Genomic DNA, 14,938 nt, shown 5'->3' with positions numbered 1-14,938 from the left:
CGGTTGATTGTGGGAATGAGAAGTCGCGCACCGAGCATTCGCGCGACTCGATGGACTTAGACAGGCTGCTGCGGCACGCAGGCCTGGGCTTGGGCCGCCGCGGCCGCGCGCTCCGCTCGGATTGCCCGACGGCGATCGGCGAAAAACGACTTCAGCGTATTGCCGCATTCGGTCGCGAGCACGCCGCCCGTGACCTGCGTATGGTGGTTGAGCTGAGCATTGGCAAACGCATCGACGACGCTGCCGCATGCGCCCGTCTTCGGATCGGACGCACCGAAAACGACGCGCGCAAGGCGCGCATGCATGATCGCGCCGGCGCACATGAGGCACGGTTCGAGCGTCACATAGAGTTCACAGCCGGGCAAACGATAGTTTTGCCGCGATTGCGCGGCCTTGCGCAACGCGATCATTTCAGCGTGAGCGGACGGGTCGTGTGCGCCGATCGGATGATTGAAACCGGTTGCGATCACCTCGTCGCCGCAAACCAGCACCGCTCCAACGGGCACCTCCCCTGCTGTGCGGGCCGACTGAGCGGCATCGAGCGCCAACGACATATAGCGCCGGTCGCGCTCCGAATGCACCGCCCCCGCCTCTGCCGTGGACAAACCCGCGCACGCGCCGGTGGGCTCCTGCGGGTGCGGCAGCTCTGCGGCGGGCAGCGCCTCGCTCACGAAAGCCTCGCGGGCGGGGACTGCGTCGTCGCGGGTTCGCCGTCTTGAACGCGCTCCGACAAACGCTCGGCGATGCGGCGGCAATATTCGCGCGGCACGACCGTCGGTTCGCCGCGAAGCGACTCGAGGGCCATATCGAGCGCGAGCAGCTTCGCTTGCAGGCGACAGCGCGTAGCCCGGTCGCCTGCCGCCTGCAACTCTTCTTGCAGGTGTCTGAGCGAGCGCAATTGCTCAACGGCCGGCGGCACGAAGCCGGCGTTTTTCAAAATGCGATTGGCGACACGGACCTCCTCGGGCACGAGCAGGTCGTCGTCGAGGTCCTGTGGCGCTCCGGCTCCCGGCAAGTCGTCGAACTCGCCGCGGGCGGCGGCAGCGGCAATGCGCTGTTCGACCAAGGCATCAAGCAATTTCATCTGCGATCCACTACATTGCGGCGAGCGCATTTTAGCAGGGAGTCGACGCCCGCTTTCTGGAGCATTCGCTCGGGGCCATCGGCGACACGCGTCTCGGACCGCTAAGAAGTGCCGCAGGCGCGCCGCTGGGGACGGGCGCGCTTGGCCGCCCCAACCGGCAGGCCGGCAACGGCCTACCTGCCGATTTTCGCGCGCAGCTCGCGCGCGGTCTCGAGCAAACCTTCGTAGCCTGCACGGCTATGCTCGGGCAGATCGGGGTCGCCGACGAGTGCGCCAAGCGTCTCGATCAGGCTGTAGAGAATGCCCTTGGCCGCGCTTACGGCGATATTGCCCGAGGACAGCAACGTATCGACGTGATCAAGGGCGTCGTGGAGGTGATCGAGTTCGGGAGAGGCAGGCTCTTGCTTCGGCTTGGTCGGATCGGGATTCGTCATGGCAGTCCTATGAGTCTATTGCGGTCGATCCCGCAACTTGCTTGCGGCGACCTCGTTCGACTCTTATATACCGGGCGGCGAGTATCGTCTACTGCCAATCGGCCGCTGCGCGGACGCCGTCTTGCCGAACTCGTTGGCGCACTGCGCTCCCGCTAGCCGCATGTAATCGCAATCTTGCCGAAATGCTGGCCGCCCTGCGCCAGGTAAGCGTATGCCTGCGGCGTCTCGTCGATTCCGAAGGTCCTGTCGATCACGGGCGTCATTTTGCTCGCTGCCACGGCGCGCGCCGCGTCTCGCAAATCCGCAACCGAGCCGGTCGTGTTGCCTTGCACGTTGAGTTCCTTCCTCATGATCGCGAACAGATCGGCCTCTGCCGTGGTGCCGGTGACGAAGCCGATGACGAAGACCGTGGCGCCAAGCGCCGCCGCATTGATCGAACGGCCGAACGTTTGCGTGCCGCCCGTTTCGACGATGAGGTCCGCCCCGGCCCCTCCGGTCATCTCGAGAACCGCCTCGTCCCACGCCGATGTGCGCCGGTAGTTGACGGTGAAGTCGGCGCCAAGCGCCTTTGCCCGTTCCAGCTTCTCGTCGGAGGACGACGTGATGATCACCGTCGCGCCGACCGCCTTGGCCAATTGCAAGGCCATGACGCTCACGCCGCCCGTACCGATTAGCGCAACCACCGACCCGGCACGCACGCCGGCCGTGCGCAACCCGCGCCAGGCCGTCGTCGCGGCGATCGGCAACGTGGCGGCGGCTTCGTCGGTCAGATGCGCGGGCGTCGGCACGAGCGCGCTGGCCGGCAACACGACGTACTCGACCAACGACCCGGGCAATACCACGCCGCGCGTGGCTGCGCTGATTTCGGCGCGAGCAGGGCCACCCATCCAAAGCGGCTTCGAATGTGCAATCACGCGCTGGCCGACGACGAACTCCGTCACGCCGGGGCCGACGGCGGCGACTTCGCCCGCACCGTCCGCCACCGGAATCAAGGGAAACCGCGGAACGGGATACCGGCCGGTCGCGACCGCAAGGTCAACGAAATTCAGGCTCGCCGCTCGCATGGCGACCAGCGCTTCGCCGGGGCCGGGCTCCGGTTGCGGCAACGTCACGCGGCGGAAAGCATCGAGAGAAGGCGCGGCAAGTTCGACAGCGTGCATGGTTTTTCTCCTCGGGTTGAATGAAGAGAAGCTTACTGATGCAACGGAATCCGATAAACTGACTGAATCACATAACAATCGTGCACACCATGCAGCAATGGCCTGATGGAAACCATATTGCCGAGATGGCGGCGTTTGCCGCCGTGGCCGAGCTCGGTTCGTTCACGAAGGCCGCTTCGGCGCTGAGCCGCGATGCGACGGTTCTCTCGCGTCGCGTGCAGTCGTTGGAGCGGCGGCTTGGCGTGAGGCTTCTGACGCGCACGACGCGTCACGTCGCAATGACCGAGGCAGGTGCGGGCTTTCTGGTTCAAGTGCAAGCGATCATGGCCGCATTGGCCGAAGCGCAGGAGGCTGCAGCGGCGCATGGAAGCGGCGAAGCGCGCGGCACGCTACGCCTCGCGCTACCTGCCACGTTCGGCCGCATGTGGATCGCACCGTCGCTGCCCGACTTCATGGCCGCGCACCCTCAAGTGCGCATCGATGCCTCTTACGCAAATCGATTCGTCGACCTCGTGGCGGAAGGATTCGACGCGGCCGTGCGGCTCGGGGAACTCGCCGATTCGCGACTGGTGGCGCGGCGGATCGCGCCGCGTCGCCGCCTGTTGTGTGTGGCTCCGACGTTTCTCGAGCGCTACGGTGCGCCCGAGCGCCCCGAAGATTTGGCGCGGCTACCCTGCCTCGCCTTCACGGGCCTAGCCTCGCACCCTAACTGGACCTTCGGCCATGCCCGCGGCGAGCGCGTGACGGTACGCGTGGACGGGCCGCTCGTTTCGGACGACGCCGAAGCGCTCGTTCACGCCGCCGTGCAAGGCCTGGGGATCATGCTCAGCACGGATTGGCTGGTCGGCCGCGAGCTGGCCGCGGGCACGCTCGTGCCCACGCTCGCACAATGGCTGCCGCAAGACGAAGGCGCAATCTACGCCGTCGTGCCGTCGAACCGCCTGCTACCGGCAAAAACCCGCGCCTTCGTGGATTGGATCGCGCATCGCTTTTCGCCGTTGCCGCCGTGGCGCGTTCAGTAGCACAACTGCGCGCGGGATCGGCGAGCGCCCACGGCGCCCCGCGGCTTGGCGACGCGCGCGCAGCTCGGCGCCGGTCGGTCGTCGGTATCATTGGCAAGGCGCGCTAGCCGCGCTCGCGCATCAGTCTCCCTCAACTCGATAAGAACCGCGCCAGCATGGGCGGTTGCGATCCCAAGGCCATGAACATCGACCCTTCTCTCGCGAGTGCATTCGCGCCGACCGGCAAGCTGCGCGCTTCGATCAATCTCGGCAACCCCATCCTCGCCAATCGGCACGCTCGGTCGGGCGAGCCCTGCGGCGTATCGATCGACCTCGCGCGGGCGCTCGCCCAAAAGCTGAACGTCGAACTCGAGTGGATGATCTTCGACACGGCGGCCAAATCCGTCGAAGCCGTGAGCGAGGAACGCGCCGATTTCGGCTTTTTTGCCATCGATCCCGTACGCGGCGAGAAAATTGCCTTCACCGCGCCGTATGTGTTGATCGAAGGCTTCTATCTCGTGCGCAACGACTCGCCGATCAGGACGAACCAAGATGTCGATCAAGCTCACAACCGAGTCGCAGTCGGCAAAGGCAGTGCATACGACCTCTTCCTGACACGCGAACTCGAACACGCGCAAATCGTTCGTGCGCCCAGCTCGCCCGCCGTCGTGCATACCTTCGTGGAACAACGGCTGGAAGTGGCCGCAGGCGTGAAGCAGCAGCTCGAGGCGGATGCGCGCACGATCGACGGTCTTCGTATGCTCGGCGAGCGGTTCATGGTGATCCAGCAAGCCATGGGCATCCACAAACGCCGAGGCGACGCCGCTGCCGCTGCGCTCGGCGCTTTCGTCGAAGAGATGAAAACATCGGGCTTCGTTGCGCAAGCCCTCGAGCGGCATGGGATCGCCGGCGCGTCGGTGGCCCCGAGCGTTTGAGCGTTCGAGCGCGTTGAATCTATTCGACGCGCACTTGCGTATGAATGACCTCGGGAGGCTTGGCAAAGAAGCCGCCAACCAAGCCTCGCCACACCTGGAAGTCCTCCGATTGCCGGAAATGGATCATGTGGTCTTCAACGGTCTCCCATCGCACGACCAACACGTAGCGGGCATCGTGCTCCACGACACGATGCAGTTGCGCCCCGCCGCAGCCTTTCGCGCGCGCGAACAGCGGTAAGGCCTGTTTGACGCGCGCCTCGAAGTCCGCGTTCGTCCCCGGCAGCACTTCGATGTGAGCCATTTCCAGTATCACGTTTCCTCCAGTTCCAGTGAGTGTCTTGATGAACAGCGTCCGCCCGTACGCCTACGGCTCTGGCGTTCATCCGGAACGCAACGTTACAACGCGCGCCGTCGCGAAGCTAGCATCACGCACGGCGAACGCGGGTATCTGAATGTTTAGTGAATGCACGTTTATGCACGTTTACATTCTCGTTTGTGCACGATATGATGAGCCGCATGAACGAAGACATCCCTCTCGCTCGACGCGAAGCGATCGCCGCCCGGCTCGCCCAGGGCCAGCCGGTGGTCGCGACGGCCCTCGCGATCGAATACGACATATCGGAAGACGCCATTCGGCGCGACTTGCGCGCGCTGGCAGCGCAAGGGCGCTGCCGCCGCGTCTACGGCGGCGCGTTGCCGATTGCGCCGGGTTCGGCCCCGATGGCGGCGCGCCTCGATGAAGGCCGAGCGCAAAAGGCTGCATTGGCGCGCGCGGCCGTGACGTTGATCGAGCCCGGCGAATTGCTGTTCCTCGATAGCGGCAGCACGAATCTGGCGCTCGTCGAGTTACTGCCGGAAGATCGCGAGCTGACGGTGGCGACCAATTCGATCGACATCGCAGCCGCCGTGCTGCGACGATCCGATTTGCAACTGATCGTGATCGGCGGAACGGTCGATCACATGGTCGGAGGCTGCATCGACGCGAGCGCGGTCCAAGCCGTCGCACAGTTCGCGTTCGATCGATGCTTCCTCGGTGCGTGCGCGCTGTCGCCGAAGACCGGCGTCGGTGCGGCGAGCGTCGCCGATGCGACCTTCAAGCGCGCAGCTCTCGCGGCCAGCCGCAATAGCGTAGCACTTGCCACAGCCGACAAGTTTGCCGCGCACGCGCCCTATCGCGTCGCGCCGATCAAGGCCATCGGTCATGTCGTCGTCGAATACGAAGTCTCGGACGCGCAATGCGCGAGCTTATGGAAGGCGGGTACGTCGGTCGTCAAAGCCGAACGTCCCGATAGCGAATGAGCACGCGCGCTTCGCCTGCGTTCGGCACAACGCCGGCCGACACGCCCGCCACGCGTCTGGCCACGCGGTTGGCCTTCCTCGTGGCGGGGTTCGGCGTGGCGTGTTGGGCGCCGCTCGTACCCTTCGCCAAGGAGCGGCTCGGCGTCGACGAGGGTGTGCTCGGGCTCTTGCTGCTTTGCCTCGGCCTGGGTTCGGTGATCGCGATGACGCTCACGGGTGCGCTTAGCTCGCGCTACGGCAGCAAGCCGATCATCGTGGCAGGGGGCATCGGGCTTGCGCTGTTCCTCCCTTTGTTGACCATCGCCAGCACCCCTCTTACGCTCGGCCTCACGCTCTTGGCCTTCGGGGCATCGCTCGGCTCGCTGGACGTAGCGATGAACGTCCATGCCGTCGAGGTCGAGCGCGCCGCCGGCCAGCCGTTGATGTCGGGGTTTCACGGGCTATTTAGCGTCGGCGGGTTCGCCGGGTCGGGCTTGATGACGTTGTTGCTTTCCTTGCACATCGAGACGCAGGCAAGCACGGTGCTGTGCGCCGTGCTGATGCTGGTCGCGATGGCGATCGCGCAGCCACGCCTGCTCGAACGGGCTCAACGCAACGGCGGCCCGCTCTTCGCCGCGCCGCGAGGCATCGTACTGCTGCTCGCAAGCCTCACCGCCATTACCTTCCTCGTGGAGGGTGCGCTGCTCGATTGGAGCGCGCTGCTCGTGACCGAGAAAGGTCTCATGCTCGCCAGTCGAGGCGGGTTGGGTTATCTACTTTTCTCCATCGCCATGACGGCGGGACGGCTCGGGGGCGACGCGATTACGGCGCGCTTCGGCGATCGATCGACGTTGCTGTGGGGCGGCGTCCTTGCCACGGCCGGCTTCGCGACCCTGCTCACCGCCCCCATGGCCTTGGTTGCGATGACCGGATTTCTACTGATCGGTCTGGGCGCATCGAACATCGTTCCGGTGCTCTTTCGCCGTGCAGGATCGCAACGGGCGATGCCCTCCGCGCTGGCCGTCGCTGCCATCACGACTACCGGCTATGCTGGCAATCTCGTAGGACCGGCCGGCGTGGGCTTCGTCGCCAAGGCAGTCGGCCTGCCTTGCGCCTTCTGGCTGCTGGCCGGCTTGTTTTGCCTCGTTCCGTGCTGCGCGCATGTGGTGACGGCGAAGCGGTCTTGAGCAGGACGACGATCGTCGCCGCTCGAAGCCCGGGTCGATGCTTGCGGCAGTCGCCGCGCGCGGTTGCATTCACCACCGCCCTTTTTTCGTTCCTGGTATGGTTCCTTCGAACGACACGCCGAACGGCTATGCGCCTTCCCGCATTCGACCAAGGACACCGAGCCTCATGAACGCCAGTCTTGCACCCGCCGAGAAATCGCCCGTCGCAGCCCGCGACGCGATTCGGGAGCTACGCGCCTCCCGCATCCGTGAAGTGGCCAACGCCGGCTTGGGCGTGCCGGATGTGCTGCCGTTTTGGTTCGGCGAATCCGACCGCGTTACCCCCGACTTCATTCGTGCCGCCGCGACCGATGCGCTGTCGCGTGGAGCGACGTTTTACACACATAATCTGGGCGTCCCCGCCTTGCGCGGCGCACTGGCCGACTATATCGGCGCATTGCACGGCGCCACCTCCGTCGATCATGTGGCCGTCACGAGCGCCGGCGTCAGCGCGCTCATGCTCGCCGCGCAATTGGTCGTGGGGCCGGGCGATCGCACCGTCGCCGTCACGCCGTTATGGCCGAACGTCGTCGAGATACCGAAGATACTCGGCGCGCAAGTGCGAACCGTCTCGCTCGATTATGGCGCGCACGGTTGGACGCTCGACGTCGACAAGCTGCTGGCGGCGCTCACGCCCGACACCAAGCTCCTGACGCTCAATTCGCCGAGCAACCCGACGGGTTGGGTCATGCCGCGCGATGCGCAACGGGCCGTGCTCGAACATTGCCGAAGACATGGCATTTGGATCCTTGCCGACGAAGTCTACGAGCGGCTCTATTACGGCGGCCAACCTGCCGCGCCTTCGTTCTTGGATATTGCCGAGCGGGACGAACGGGTCATCTGCGTGAACTCGTTCTCCAAGTCGTGGCTCATGACCGGGTGGCGACTCGGTTGGATGGTGCTGCCCGCGGCGCTGACCGGGGATCTGGGTAAGCTCATCGAATACAACACGTCATGCGCGCCCGCGTTCGTGCAAGAAGCGGGAGTCGTCGCGGTGCGCGACGGCGAAGCGTTCGTGCGCAGCGAGCAATTGCGATTGCGCAGCGCACGCGATCATCTCGTCGATGCGCTCGCCGCGCTGCCGGGCGTGGACGTGCATACCCCGGAAGGCGCCATGTACGTGTTCTTCCGCGTGGAAGGCGCGCACGATAGCTTGGCGCTGTGCAAACGGCTCGTGCGCGAGGCGCGGCTGGGGCTCGCGCCCGGAAGCGCATTCGGTCCGGAGGGCGAAGGCTTTTTGCGATGGTGTTACGCGTGCGATGCCGCTCGGCTCGACGAAGGCGTCGAACGCTTGAGCACGTTTCTATCGCGGGCTACTGGCTGAGGCGCGCATTCTACGGGTCGAACCGCCTACCCGCGATGTCGTTCATGCTGCGCTGCTCGCCGCGACGCAGGAGCGCAGTGCGGCCATGACGTCCCGGCCGAGCCGGTCGGCCGGCGCGAGGCCCAACCCCGCCGCGCAAAGCGCTTGCTGCACGCTGATCACCCGCCCGGCAAGGTAGTGCTTGCCGCTACCGATAGCTGCTTCGAACGCATTCGCGCGTTGATTGATTTCCTCGGGATCGGCGCTGACCAGCAACACAGCATGCGCCAGCACCGCATGCAGCGGCGCCGACGTTCCTTCCGATGCCGCCTCGAGACGACGCCAGTATTGCGCGGTGCCGGCAATCTTGCGAATGTCATCGGGCGGCCCCCAAGCCAGATTGAAGCGGCCGTCGCAGAATGAGCCTTCCACCGCCTGCCAATGCGTCTCCAATCCCAACATCCCAAGCGCCCTTCGCAACAGTTCGCATAGGTGCCGATACACGGCTTCGGAAAGCTCGCCCACCGTCCCCCGTACTTGATATGCAAGGCTCACATTGACGATGCCCGGCCCCTGCGGAACGAGCCCGCCCCCGGACATTCGCAAGTAAACCGGACAACCGTGCCGCGCAAACGCGGCCCGCGCCTGATCGAGCACCGCGTAGCGCCGATAGCTGCGCGGCACCACGAGCGAGCGCGGCGCCTCCCACAGATGCGCAACGCGCCGCCCCTCGCCAGCCAACGATAGCAACGCCTGCTCCGAGGCGAGCGGATCGTCCGAACCGATTTCGAAATCGACGATATCGAATGACATAGGCATCTGGATCGAGCGGCACCCCGAGCGGCGCTTACACGGTCGCCCGCTCCCCCGGCGACACGATGATCTTCACGTTGTTTTCCTTATGGTGGACCAACTGTTCGAAACCCTTGTCCACGATGTCCTCCAACTGAATCCGGCCAGTGATGAACGGCGTTACGTCGATGCGGCCATCGGCAATGAATGCGATCACATCGGCGAACTCCCCGTTGTAAGCGAGCGAGCCGATCACATGCTTCTCGGTGGACACGAGGTCGAAAAAGTTGAAGCTGCTCGGCTCCTCGAAGATGCCGACCATCACGCACGTACCGGCTTTGCGGATGGTGTCGATCGCAAGCTTTGCCGTGTCCTTGTGCCCGATACATTCGAAGCTCACGTCCGCCCCGAGTCCTCCGGTCAAACGACGGATCTCCGCCAACGCATCGCAGGCGGATGGATCGATCACGTGGCTCGCCCCCACCGCTTTCGCGCGCGCCTTGCGCGCCGCCGACCTCTCGAGCGCAATGACCTGCGCCGCTCCGGCCGCACGCGCGCACGCGATCGTGCATAGGCCGATCGTGCCCGAGCCCACCACAACCACATGCTGCCCCAGCAGGTTACCCGCCTTCTTCACCGCGTGCATGCCGACTGCGAGCGGCTCGATCAACGCCCCCGCCTCGGTCGGAAAGCGATCAGGCAGCTTATACAGCAGATTGGCCGGCACATTGACGAGCTCTGCAAATGCGCCATTGTTCATCAGGCCGGTGAACGCGAGGTTCTCGCAAATGTTGTACATCCCATGCGTGCAGTAATAGCAATGGCCGCAGTGCTGGCAAGCGTCCGCGGCCACGCGCTCGCCCACGGCGAAGCCTTGCACGCCGGCCCCCAACGCGGCGATCTCGCCGCAAAACTCGTGACCGAGAATGCACTGGCCTTGGATGCCGGTCAGCGGATGAGGCGTGTCCACGGGGATGAACACAGGGCCGGCCAGATATTCATGCAGATCCGAACCGCAAATGCCGCACCAATGGACGCGGATTTGCACCCAGCCTTCGGGCGGAGCAGCGGGCAGTGGAACCGTTTCGACGCGAATGTCGTGCCGCCCGTGCCAGACGGCTGCGCGCATGGTGTGGCGGTAAGCGTCGGTCGAGGAAGTCATGAAGTGTCTCCGAACATGTTATTGCCCGCACGAAGGCATGACGGCACAAAACGCAGGCCGCAAGCCGATTCGAGCGACGTAAAGAGAATCGAGACCCGGCCGCCTTCCGGCGGCCGGAAGGACAAGACATCAACCGCCGGACAGATGGCGTTGCAGCGCGGCGTTCACTTCGCTGGCTTTTTCTAGCATGGCCATGTGCCCCGTCGCGTCGAATCGAATCACCTTCGCATGCGACGGCGCATTGGCTGCCTGTGCCGCCGGAATGACGCGGTCCTCGTTGCCCCAGAACACGAGCACCGGCTTGTCCAATGCTGCCAGGTGATGGGCAAGCACTGCCGATTGCCTGCCGCCGCCAAAGAGCGCCGCGCCCAGTTCCGCGAGCAACGGTTCGACACCATCCATGCGCTTGAACTTGAGCATGTCGTCGATCATCTGACGGCTCACCAATTGCGGATCGGCAAATAGCTGCTCCAATACCGGCTTGAGTTCACGTCTCGATTGCGCCTGCACGAAGCCATCGGTATAGCCGACATTGATCTCGGCATCGAAGCCGGCCGGGCTGACCAGCGCCAAACTGGCCACCCGCTCCGGGGAGCTGACTGCCATCTGGATCGCAATGGCCCCTCCCATCGAATGTCCCACCAGGTGGGCCGGTCCCGTCACCTCGGCGGCACGCAGGAACTTCAGAACGAAATCGGCCAGCGTTGCAATCGACGCGCCGGGCAATTTGGCTTGGCTCTGTCCGTGACCGGGCAGGTCGAGTGCGATGACAGGATGTTTATCGGCCACGGCATCGAGGTTGAACAGCCAGTTGTTCAGGTCGCCTCCGAAGCCGTGAATGAACACCACCGGCGTGCCCTGCTCCGCCCCGCGCCTTGCGTAGCGAATACGGATTCCGTCGACCTCGGCATACTCGAACGAAGGCCCCGCCTCGCCCTCGTCGTCTCCGGCGGCCGGCACCTCGTATGCGGCGACGTAAGCCTCGATTTGCGCATCGCTCACGTCGCTGTCGGCCAGCACGCCGAGCAGCGCCTTGACAGGAAGCGTCTCGCCGCTCTGCGCGACAATCCGGCGCAGCAGCCCGGCATCCGTGGCTTCGACGGCATTGGAGATCTTGTCGGTCTCCACATCGACGAGCGCCTCGCCCACGTCGATGCGCTCGCCTTCCTTCACGAGCCAGTCCTGCACGGTGCCTTCGCGCATCTCCAAGCCCCACTTGGGCATGACGATAGGGATGATCTGTGCGGCCATCAGTGCTTCCCTCCCTTGCCCAGTGTGCGGCGCGCCGCCTCGGCGATCTGCGCGCTGCTCGGGATATAGAGATCTTCGAGCGTCGGCGAGAACGGCACCGGCACATGAGGTGGCGCGACCATCTCGATGGGCCCCTTGAGCGCACCGAAAATGCGCTGCGCTACCTGCGCCGAAATGTCGGTTGCAATGTTGCAACGCGGGCTGGCCTCGTCGACCACCACGAGGTGACCGGTGTTCTCCACCGACTCGAGCACCGTATCGATATCGAGCGGCGACAGCGTACGCAAGTCGATCACCTCCGCTTCGATACCTTCCTTCGCCAACTGCGTGGCCGCCTCCAGCGCGCGATGCACCATCAATCCGTACGTCACGATCGATACGTGCTTGCCGTCGCGCACGACATTGGCCTCGCCGAACGGGATGGCATACGAGTTCTCCGGCACGTCGCCTTCGAATCCATAGAGGTTCTTGTGTTCGCAGAAAATCACCGGGTCGTCGTCGCGGATCGATTGAATCAACAGCCCCTTCGTGTCGTACGGCGTGCTGGGGCAAACCACCTTCAACCCGGGGATATGCGTGAACAGCGGCGTGAGCATCTGCGAATGTTGCGCGGCCGCGCGGAACCCCGCACCGACCATGCAGCGGATCACTACCGGCGTCTGCGCTTTGCCGCCGAACATATAGCGGAACTTGGCCGCCTGGTTGAATATCTGGTCGAAACACACGCCCATGAAATCGATGAACATCAGTTCTGCGATCGGACGCATGCCGCACGCCGCGGCGCCGATCGCCGCGCCCACGTATGCGCTCTCGCTCAGGGGCGTATCGAGCAAACGATCGCCGTGCTTCGCGTACAAGCCTTTGGTCACGCCGAGCACGCCGCCCCAGGCGTCTTTCTCGCCCTCGGCGCCGGCGCCGCCGACAATGTCTTCGCCGAGCATGATCACACTCGGATCGCGCGTCATTTCCTGGTCGATCGCTTCGTTGATCGCCATCTTCATGCTGAGTTTGCGGGCCATGATGCGTATTTCCTTTGATTCGTCGGGTTCGCGGTTCAATACTTCACGTAGACGTCGGTCAGCAGATCGGCAGGCTTGGGATGCTCCGCGGCCTTTGCTTCCTGCACGGCACGCTCGACGAGCGTGGCGATCTCGCTGTCGATGTCCTCGAGTTCGCCCTTCGTGAGCACGCCGGCCTCGGTGACGCGCGCCGCGAAAATCTTCAAGCAGTCGCGATGGGCGCGGATGTCGTCGAGCTCGCCGGGGGCACGGTAGGTCTGCGCGTCGCCTTCGAAGTGGCCGTAAAAGCGCACCATCTTGCATTCGAGCAGCGACGGGCCACCGCCCTCGCGAGCGCGCCGAATCACTTCGCCCGCTGCTTCGTGCACGGCGAAAAAGTCGGTGCCGTCCACCGTGACGCCGGGAATGCCGAAGCCGGCCGCGCGATCGACATAGCTATCGACGGCGGTGCCGTACTCGCGCGCCGTCGCTTCCGCGTAGCCGTTGTTTTCGATGACGAAGATGACGGGCAAATTCCAGACCGCCGCGAGGTTCAGGCTTTCTAGGAAGGTGCCTTGATTCGAGGCCCCGTCCCCGGCGAACGTGATTCCGACTTCGCCTTTCCCGCGGAATTTCGCGGCTAAGGCAGCGCCGCAAATCAGGGGCGCGCCCGCGCCCAGAATGCCGTTCGCGCCCATCATCCCCTTGGACAGATCGGCGATATGCATCGAGCCGCCCTTACCGTTGCAGGAGCCCCCGGTCTTGCCGTAGATCTCCTTCATCATCCCGATCACGTCCACGCCCTTTGCAATGCAATGGCCGTGGCCGCGGTGCGTGCTGGCGATGCGGTCGCCGTCGTGCAGGTGGTGCAAGATGCCCACGCCGGCTGCTTCCTCGCCGGCATAGAGATGGACGAAGCCGGGGATGTCGCCGCGCGAGAAATCGACGTGCAGCCGCTCTTCGAACTCGCGAATCGTGCGCATCTTGCGATAGCAGTCGAGCAGTTCTTTACGGCCCAGCGGCAGGGCTGCGGGGTTCGCTGTCATGCGTGTCTCCTTTGGTGTGTGTCGTTTCAGGGTGCAAAAAAGTCAGAAGGCTGGCGCTCCCGCGCCCGACGTCGCCGAAAGTTGCGCGCGCAACAAGCCCTGCGTGGCGGCGTAACGAAGGCAATCGGCCACCTCAATCGAACGGAACGCGCACTCGCGCAGGGTGATCGTCAATCGATCGTCAGGCCCGAACGTGATCTCACGCTCTCCGTCCAAGGCCACGACACCGGCGCGTTGGCTGACCAAGACCGGCTGGCCGTTGACCAGCCGATGCCAGCCGTACACCGGCACCGGCTGCAAAAGACCCGGTGCGATCGGTGCATGAAGATGGAAAAGCGGATCGGCTGCCTCGCATCGCGTTGCGTGCGCCTCGGGCGACGCCACTTGCACGTGCAGGCCGCCGGGTTCACGCCGCCCCACCGGCGCGAGCATGCCGCCGATCGCCGACAGGCCGATCGCCTCGGGATCGGCAAAGGCCATGTAGATGGCAGCGAGCGAATCGGTCCGCCATAGGGCCTTTGCACCGATGTAATGTTCGTGCGCGATTGCGACGTCCACGAGCGCGATGTCGTGGCGAGTCGCGCCGCCGCTCGCATCGAGCGTGACGTCGAGCCGCTTGTTGTAGACGAGCGCCACGTCGGGCGCGATGCGGCCCATCGCATAGAGCCCCACCGCCAGGCCTGCCGATGTGGCCTCGCGTAGCTCGGGATAAGCGTTATTGGTCCCGGTCGATAAACCGGCGATAGGAACCTGCCCGCACTCGCGCACGACGGCGCGATGGGTGCCGTCGCCGCCCAGCACGACGATGGCCGAGACAGCCGCCTCGCGCATCAGTTTCGCGGCAAGAAAAGTATCGTCGACGCGGCCCGTCGCGGGCATCGCGAGCCACTCCAATCGCGGCCATGCTTGGCTGCCGCTCGACGCCGCACGCTCGCGTTTCAGATGCCGTTCGAGCATCGGCATCAAGCCTTCGCGGTCCGGCATCATCAACACGCGCGTCACGCCGCAAGCGCCGAGCGCGGCCATGGCGCGCAGCACGATATTGACGCGGTCGGCCAATTGCAGACTGTTCGCGTTGGCCACGACACGGCGAATGTCGCGAGCCGAAACGGGATTGGCAATGATGCCGACCGCTGGCGAACGAACCGGTGAAGGTTCGCGCATGCCTGTCTCCTAATGTATTGGTATCGACAGGCTTAACTGCAATAGGTATGCCATGCGGATCCCGGCGAAAAATTCCGGGATTACCCCGAAAATTCAGCGCGGGA

General features: G+C 64.7%; 16 protein-coding genes. 5 read left to right on the top strand and 11 right to left on the bottom strand.

Features of this window, described 5'->3' with window-relative positions; translation table 11 throughout:
• Window positions 1–56: 56 nt before the first annotated feature.
• The 4 genes from tadA to MMB74_RS07835 all read right to left on the bottom strand — a co-directional run bounded on the left by tadA (window position 57) and on the right by MMB74_RS07835 (window position 2,678).
• On the bottom strand, window positions 57–605 hold the full coding sequence (tadA, locus tag MMB74_RS07850) for a tRNA adenosine(34) deaminase TadA (RefSeq protein ID WP_277428196.1): 549 nt from the start codon (window positions 603–605) through the stop codon (window positions 57–59).
• Between the two features lie 62 nt (window positions 606–667).
• The gene (locus tag MMB74_RS07845; protein ID WP_277428037.1) at window positions 668–1,084 is read right to left on the bottom strand and encodes a DnaJ family domain-containing protein; all 417 of its coding nucleotides are present in this window, start codon (window positions 1,082–1,084) and stop codon (window positions 668–670) included.
• Between the two features lie 173 nt (window positions 1,085–1,257).
• Window positions 1,258–1,518 carry a hypothetical protein gene (locus tag MMB74_RS07840; protein ID WP_277428036.1) on the bottom strand — a complete coding sequence of 87 codons (261 nt, stop codon included), beginning with the start codon at window positions 1,516–1,518 and terminating at the stop codon, window positions 1,258–1,260.
• Between the two features lie 152 nt (window positions 1,519–1,670).
• The gene (locus MMB74_RS07835) at window positions 1,671–2,678 is read right to left on the bottom strand and encodes an NAD(P)-dependent alcohol dehydrogenase (protein WP_277428035.1); all 1,008 of its coding nucleotides are present in this window, start codon (window positions 2,676–2,678) and stop codon (window positions 1,671–1,673) included.
• 89 nt (window positions 2,679–2,767) lie between these two features.
• Here MMB74_RS07835 and MMB74_RS07830 point away from each other — a divergent pair, with 89 nt between their 5' ends.
• Both MMB74_RS07830 and MMB74_RS07825 read left to right on the top strand, forming a co-directional pair.
• Window positions 2,768–3,700, top strand: coding sequence for a LysR family transcriptional regulator (locus MMB74_RS07830; RefSeq protein ID WP_277428034.1), 933 nt, complete (start codon window positions 2,768–2,770; stop codon window positions 3,698–3,700).
• A 179-nt stretch (window positions 3,701–3,879) separates the two neighbouring features.
• Entirely contained in the window at window positions 3,880–4,614 is a 735-nt protein-coding gene (locus MMB74_RS07825) for an ABC transporter substrate-binding protein (RefSeq protein ID WP_277428033.1), read from the top strand.
• A 19-nt stretch (window positions 4,615–4,633) separates the two neighbouring features.
• Here the strand turns inward: MMB74_RS07825 and MMB74_RS07820 are convergent, their stop codons facing one another.
• Window positions 4,634–4,927: an antibiotic biosynthesis monooxygenase gene (locus MMB74_RS07820; protein WP_277428032.1), complete on the bottom strand. Its 294-nt coding sequence runs from the start codon at window positions 4,925–4,927 to the stop codon at window positions 4,634–4,636.
• 203 nt (window positions 4,928–5,130) lie between these two features.
• Here MMB74_RS07820 and MMB74_RS07815 point away from each other — a divergent pair, with 203 nt between their 5' ends.
• The 3 genes from MMB74_RS07815 (at window position 5,131) to MMB74_RS07805 (ending at window position 8,442) form a co-directional block, all read left to right on the top strand.
• Window positions 5,131–5,913, top strand: a complete 783-nt coding sequence (locus MMB74_RS07815) for a DeoR/GlpR family DNA-binding transcription regulator (protein WP_277428031.1) — start codon at window positions 5,131–5,133, stop codon at window positions 5,911–5,913.
• Entirely contained in the window at window positions 5,910–7,079 is a 1,170-nt protein-coding gene (locus MMB74_RS07810; protein WP_277428030.1) for an MFS transporter, read from the top strand. Before MMB74_RS07815 ends, MMB74_RS07810 begins: the two co-directional genes overlap by 4 nt.
• 166 nt (window positions 7,080–7,245) lie before the next feature.
• Window positions 7,246–8,442 (top strand): pyridoxal phosphate-dependent aminotransferase, encoded by a 1,197-nt coding sequence (locus MMB74_RS07805; protein WP_277428029.1) that lies wholly within the window; start codon window positions 7,246–7,248, stop codon window positions 8,440–8,442.
• A gap of 42 nt (window positions 8,443–8,484) precedes the next feature.
• Here the strand turns inward: MMB74_RS07805 and MMB74_RS07800 are convergent, their stop codons facing one another.
• The 6 genes from MMB74_RS07800 to MMB74_RS07775 form a co-directional block, all read right to left on the bottom strand.
• Window positions 8,485–9,234: a lipoate--protein ligase family protein gene (locus MMB74_RS07800; RefSeq protein WP_277428028.1), complete on the bottom strand. Its 750-nt coding sequence runs from the start codon at window positions 9,232–9,234 to the stop codon at window positions 8,485–8,487.
• A 34-nt stretch (window positions 9,235–9,268) separates the two neighbouring features.
• Window positions 9,269–10,342: a 2,3-butanediol dehydrogenase gene (locus MMB74_RS07795; protein WP_277428195.1), complete on the bottom strand. Its 1,074-nt coding sequence runs from the start codon at window positions 10,340–10,342 to the stop codon at window positions 9,269–9,271.
• Window positions 10,343–10,504: 162 nt separating this feature from the next.
• Window positions 10,505–11,626 (bottom strand): acetoin dehydrogenase dihydrolipoyllysine-residue acetyltransferase subunit, encoded by a 1,122-nt coding sequence (locus tag MMB74_RS07790; RefSeq protein ID WP_277428027.1) that lies wholly within the window; start codon window positions 11,624–11,626, stop codon window positions 10,505–10,507.
• Window positions 11,626–12,645, bottom strand: coding sequence for an alpha-ketoacid dehydrogenase subunit beta (locus MMB74_RS07785; protein ID WP_277428026.1), 1,020 nt, complete (start codon window positions 12,643–12,645; stop codon window positions 11,626–11,628). The genes MMB74_RS07790 and MMB74_RS07785 overlap by 1 nt, the downstream gene beginning before the upstream one ends.
• A gap of 35 nt (window positions 12,646–12,680) precedes the next feature.
• A complete protein-coding gene (locus MMB74_RS07780; protein ID WP_277428025.1) occupies window positions 12,681–13,670 on the bottom strand; it encodes a thiamine pyrophosphate-dependent dehydrogenase E1 component subunit alpha in 990 nt (329 codons plus the stop codon).
• A 42-nt stretch (window positions 13,671–13,712) separates the two neighbouring features.
• On the bottom strand, window positions 13,713–14,834 hold the full coding sequence (locus MMB74_RS07775) for an NAD(+)/NADH kinase (RefSeq protein ID WP_277428024.1): 1,122 nt from the start codon (window positions 14,832–14,834) through the stop codon (window positions 13,713–13,715).
• Window positions 14,835–14,938 lie beyond the last annotated feature (104 nt).

Source organism: Trinickia sp. Y13, from assembly GCF_029522115.1.
Taxonomy (GTDB): Bacteria; Pseudomonadota; Gammaproteobacteria; order Burkholderiales; family Burkholderiaceae; genus Trinickia.
This window is presented reverse-complemented; position numbering and strand designations above follow the sequence as displayed.

Coding starts and splice junctions, on each gene's coding strand:
- MMB74_RS07790 (WP_277428027.1), bottom strand. CDS start 11,626: ATGGCCGCACAGATCATCCCTATCGTCATGCCCAAGTGGGGCTTGGAG.
- MMB74_RS07805 (WP_277428029.1), top strand. CDS start 7,246: ATGAACGCCAGTCTTGCACCCGCCGAGAAATCGCCCGTCGCAGCCCGC.
- MMB74_RS07840 (WP_277428036.1), bottom strand. CDS start 1,518: ATGACGAATCCCGATCCGACCAAGCCGAAGCAAGAGCCTGCCTCTCCC.
- MMB74_RS07835 (WP_277428035.1), bottom strand. CDS start 2,678: ATGCACGCTGTCGAACTTGCCGCGCCTTCTCTCGATGCTTTCCGCCGC.
- MMB74_RS07830 (WP_277428034.1), top strand. CDS start 2,768: ATGCAGCAATGGCCTGATGGAAACCATATTGCCGAGATGGCGGCGTTT.
- MMB74_RS07795 (WP_277428195.1), bottom strand. CDS start 10,342: ATGCGCGCAGCCGTCTGGCACGGGCGGCACGACATTCGCGTCGAAACG.
- MMB74_RS07825 (WP_277428033.1), top strand. CDS start 3,880: ATGAACATCGACCCTTCTCTCGCGAGTGCATTCGCGCCGACCGGCAAG.
- MMB74_RS07845 (WP_277428037.1), bottom strand. CDS start 1,084: ATGAAATTGCTTGATGCCTTGGTCGAACAGCGCATTGCCGCTGCCGCC.
- MMB74_RS07775 (WP_277428024.1), bottom strand. CDS start 14,834: ATGCGCGAACCTTCACCGGTTCGTTCGCCAGCGGTCGGCATCATTGCC.
- MMB74_RS07815 (WP_277428031.1), top strand. CDS start 5,131: ATGAACGAAGACATCCCTCTCGCTCGACGCGAAGCGATCGCCGCCCGG.
- MMB74_RS07780 (WP_277428025.1), bottom strand. CDS start 13,670: ATGACAGCGAACCCCGCAGCCCTGCCGCTGGGCCGTAAAGAACTGCTC.
- MMB74_RS07810 (WP_277428030.1), top strand. CDS start 5,910: ATGAGCACGCGCGCTTCGCCTGCGTTCGGCACAACGCCGGCCGACACG.
- MMB74_RS07800 (WP_277428028.1), bottom strand. CDS start 9,234: ATGTCATTCGATATCGTCGATTTCGAAATCGGTTCGGACGATCCGCTC.
- MMB74_RS07785 (WP_277428026.1), bottom strand. CDS start 12,645: ATGGCCCGCAAACTCAGCATGAAGATGGCGATCAACGAAGCGATCGAC.